At 33.7% G+C, this 4,071-nt stretch carries 1 protein-coding gene and 1 tRNA gene; one reads left to right on the plus strand and one right to left on the minus strand.

The window, feature by feature from the left end; translation table 11 throughout:
- Positions 1-2,670 precede the first annotated feature (2,670 nt).
- A complete protein-coding gene (locus tag F6K22_RS34480; RefSeq protein ID WP_293108816.1) occupies positions 2,671-3,345 on the plus strand; it encodes a hypothetical protein in 675 nt (224 codons plus the stop codon).
- 264 nt (positions 3,346-3,609) lie between these two features.
- Here F6K22_RS34480 and F6K22_RS34485 read toward each other — a convergent pair.
- Positions 3,610-3,681: transfer RNA gene (locus tag F6K22_RS34485), tRNA-Gln, on the minus strand.
- Between the last annotated feature and the right edge of the window lie 390 nt (positions 3,682-4,071).

Here is a 4,071-nt window from a genome sequence, read left to right on the forward strand (position 1 = left end):
TACAATCATCGTAAACGAGGATCTGTTTACAATTGAGTATATTACAACGACACAAGTTAAAGCCAAAAAAGGACAACACTACGATGGACATATCATCTGGGAAGTAAGTTTAAATCTATTGAATGGAACATGTAGGAAGAAGAAGATGTATCTTATTCATAAGATAACTGCTATATTCTATCCTTTTAAGGAACACCTCAATTCTCACATCTCATTCGGTGATTGCTATATAACAATAAGCAACTCGAACAAGCTGAGTTGTACCCCCTAGATAAAATTCTAATTTTTATTTATCCTATATTGAGGTAATTTTATTTAACCACAACCCAAGCAATTTTTTAATATTCTTGAAAAGACAAAGCTCGTCATATTTTTATTGCATCTAAGACTTTCACAACCTTTAACTTTCATCTTAGAGAAGATTTTATTGAAAGTTCTTCATATCTGTTGTCAAACTTGAGCATCAATTGATTTTAATCTCTGGCTATTTTTCTTAGCTGATGTATAATTATTTTCTACTTTGGCAAATTCTCTAAGTTCTGTTTCCCATAAATATAAAGCAATATTTTATTTCAAATCTTGGTAATTAGTTATTGTATGATTTAGAAGTCAGGAGAACCGAGTCAGAAGTTAGAATACTGAGGATTTGATAGTGGGAATTATTTAAGAGTATTCTCTGGAAGGTCTGGAAAATATGAAGGGAATTTTTCGATAACTGTATAACCGGATTTCATATTATCTCAAATTTTTAAATCATTCTTGCTATTTGTAATACTCTTTTTTATGGCTTGATATTACTAAGAAATCAAGTTAATAGATTAACAAAAATATTGTTTGCTAAGTTGCCTAGTTGATTAACTAGTTTAAAATGTTAATCTCTCTGAGTATTGGTAATTTTGTCATGTAGTTTAGTTATCTTATACCAATTTCAAAATCGTCTGTAAAACTATTAAGATACTTGCGCTCTACTTAATACCATTTATACCAATTAAATTTCAGTTGTAAGATTTTAGTGGTAATTAGGAGTCAACCCACTCCTAACCCCTCCCAGGAGGGCAAGTCAGTCGGACCGAGTCAGAATATAAAAGGATTTTGATTGCTCTTAATTGTTCTTAAATATCTGATCAATCATGAGTACAATTAAGGTTTTACCGAGAATCATTAAGGGGATTGTTACACAGAAATAGTATAGATAAAACCAACTACTTACGAATAAATCCAATTTAACAACATTCTCTTAAATTGGTATTAATTTGGAGTTTTAACGAATTATTTGAACCTTTTCTTTTATGCTTAAGTATTCTCGATCAGAATTTAAGTTGGTGCAGTACACTAAACAATAATTGAGGATATTTGGTTAATTAATTCTCCTTTTGAAATAGCTATAGCAATCATATTTCAGTTGTAAGATTTTAGTGGTAATTAGGAGTCAGTCCTCAGAATATAAAAGGATTTTGATTGCTCTTAATTGTTCTTAAATATTTATCAAAATTATTCCTGATTGCTATACAAAACTTTGTATAGCAATTCTCACCAAGGGTGAGATGCATAAGTTTTGGATTTTAGGGAATACCTATGCTACCCTGTGTCGGCGAGGTGACGCAAGCGGTCATATCCCGCGGGGTGCGCAATACGCAAGCGGTGCGACCCCGCGACGACGTTAGAGTTAGGGAAGCTCCTCTGCAAGAGGCAGCAAGAGGTAAGTCGCAAGCGGTCGAGGGATGGCGAGGTTTCCTCGCTTGCCTCCAATCGACCAAGAGAGGGAACGCGCACTCCTGTGAGGGAACAGAGAATAAGAAATACATAAAAATACTGTACTTCATTAATATGAGAACTGCTATATCCCTGGATCTATAATTTAAACCCCGCATCTCGCAGTTAATCCCCATGCCAATTTAACAAGAGTCCTCTGGCTATATTAAAATATAGAGCTTCTTTTGCTAAATTGGTGATAGTATAGATAATTTTTTGTACTTACTTACTATTTGTCTATTGCCAAAGAAAATCTTTTTCTGCATTAGTAAAAACTTCTAAATTATGATGAAATTACAAATTTAATTTTTCTGTGAAAATTCGGGATTTGATGAGTTTGGCATTGTAGCATCTGGTTGTTAGTTGTTGGTATTTGCTCTAATTAAGTAATTTGGCTGAAATTTTCCAAGCCAATTTTCATTACTCTTAAGCTTTGAGAAAATATTTCGTTTCCGGAAAACACACCAAGTGAAATAGAAGTTAAAAAAGAGTTGTTTTGATGATTTTCTGATGGAACTAACTGAATTTTTTCAAGTCTATTTTATTTAGATACATTTGTAATATCTGATACTAATAAGACCATGAGGAAAAAATCAAGTCCGTTTTAGTGCTGAAAAGTGGAGTATAAATATATCGTTTGAGTTAACTAATCATGTTTATTTTACGATTCTGTCCCTATTTTGATCGACAGAGATTTAAAAAATTTAGGTTTATTAATCTTTTAACTTAGCATAACCTAGCAAGCCCTAGAAATAAATTATTTTATTTATAGACTAATTTCTGTAAGCATAAAAAAATCAAACTTCAACTTGTATCTCAATCGTCTAAACAACCTATTAGAATTCCATAGCTCCAGAATAACATCTCATCTAACTAATAAGAATAAGTAAACCTATAAATAATCAAAGGATCTTAACTATGAAATCTAACTCTAAAAATTATCAACCGGATGGAAATGAGCGATTCGATCGGAAATCCCCTCATCCTTTTTTACTAGCATTAATTTTAACTGGAATCTTAGCTGCTGAAGCATATCCGAATCTCACTGAAACAGCAATTGCTGCTGTAAAAGTTCTTCAATCTCCCCAAGTAGAGACAAATGGCAAAATTACTTCCAAAGCTGATAAGTTTGCCAATCTTTTAAAATCTGCAACAGAGACTAAAATTGACTCTCAGACAGAAATATCTCAACCTTTTCCCCTAAGTAATAAATCTCTCAATCACATACTTGTTGTTAAACAAACCTCTATTAATGATAATTTTGGTGATGTGAAAAAGTTGAGTAAACCAATTCCTGAGGAGACAGAAAAACTTGCCAATCAAGCTAAAAAAATCCCTAATGATATAGTTGACGCTGTTCGCCAACATTTAGGCAGTCAAATAGGTATTGCACCTGAAACAATCAAAGTTAGTGAAGTCACTCAAGAGACTTGGCCAAATACTTGTTTGGGGTTGCCAAAAAATGATGAGTTTTGTGGACAAAGATTAGTAGAAGGTTGGCGTCTTGTCTTGTCTAATGACAAAGATCAATGGGTTTATCGTACAGACAATGGGGGTAAACTGATGAGAGTAGAATCCACAAATTCAAGATAGCTGTGAGGAATTAACAAGCTATTAGCTTTTCCTGATGGAATGCTTTGCAAACAGCTTCCAGCTTTCAGCTAAAAAACTAAGGGTACAGGTCTCCAACTATATTATTCCAATTAGTGGTATGGGTTGTAGTGGTATGGGTTGATAGGGGATTCAAACCCCCATCATACACTGATTATTTGATTGATGAAAGCTTACTGCTATTTCAATTAGTCAAGCAAGACTTAGGTACAGATTTTCTCAGTCTATTCATTTAATCTAGTTTAACTGGGGCGGAAGGATTCGAACCTCCGAATGGCTGGACCAAAACCAGCTGCCTTACCGCTTGGCGACGCCCCATTTCGTCAACATTTAATATAATAGCACCTACATCTAGGAGTTTGTCAAGGGTTTTTTCCATAATTTTGAAGTTTTGATTGTGAAGAAGTTATGGACTTAAATTTGATAGTAGGTATAGCTGAAGTCAGAAGTCAGAAGTCAGAAGTCAGAAGTTATACTAAATCCGGTTTATAGAGTATCCTTTTGGGGAGGTGGGGAGATGGGGGGATAGGGAGATGGGGAGATGGTTATAGAGGATTTGGAAAAAGGTACTTTTAATAACCGTATTTGGTATCAGAAGTTAAATTATTTATTGCTGTGACTAAATTTGAGAATTTAATAATTTCCTAATAGTAATAGCGACTGCTGTACAATTAACAGAGAGACAGACTGAAACTCTTTAAATTATTA

The organism is Okeania sp. SIO2F4 (assembly GCF_010672385.1).
Lineage (GTDB): Bacteria > Cyanobacteriota > Cyanobacteriia > Cyanobacteriales > Microcoleaceae > Trichodesmium.

What these genes read in the sequence shown, in the direction of transcription:
- F6K22_RS34480 (WP_293108816.1), top strand. Translation starts at nt 2,671, where the DNA reads ATGAAATCTAACTCTAAAAATTATCAACCGGATGGAAATGAGCGATTC.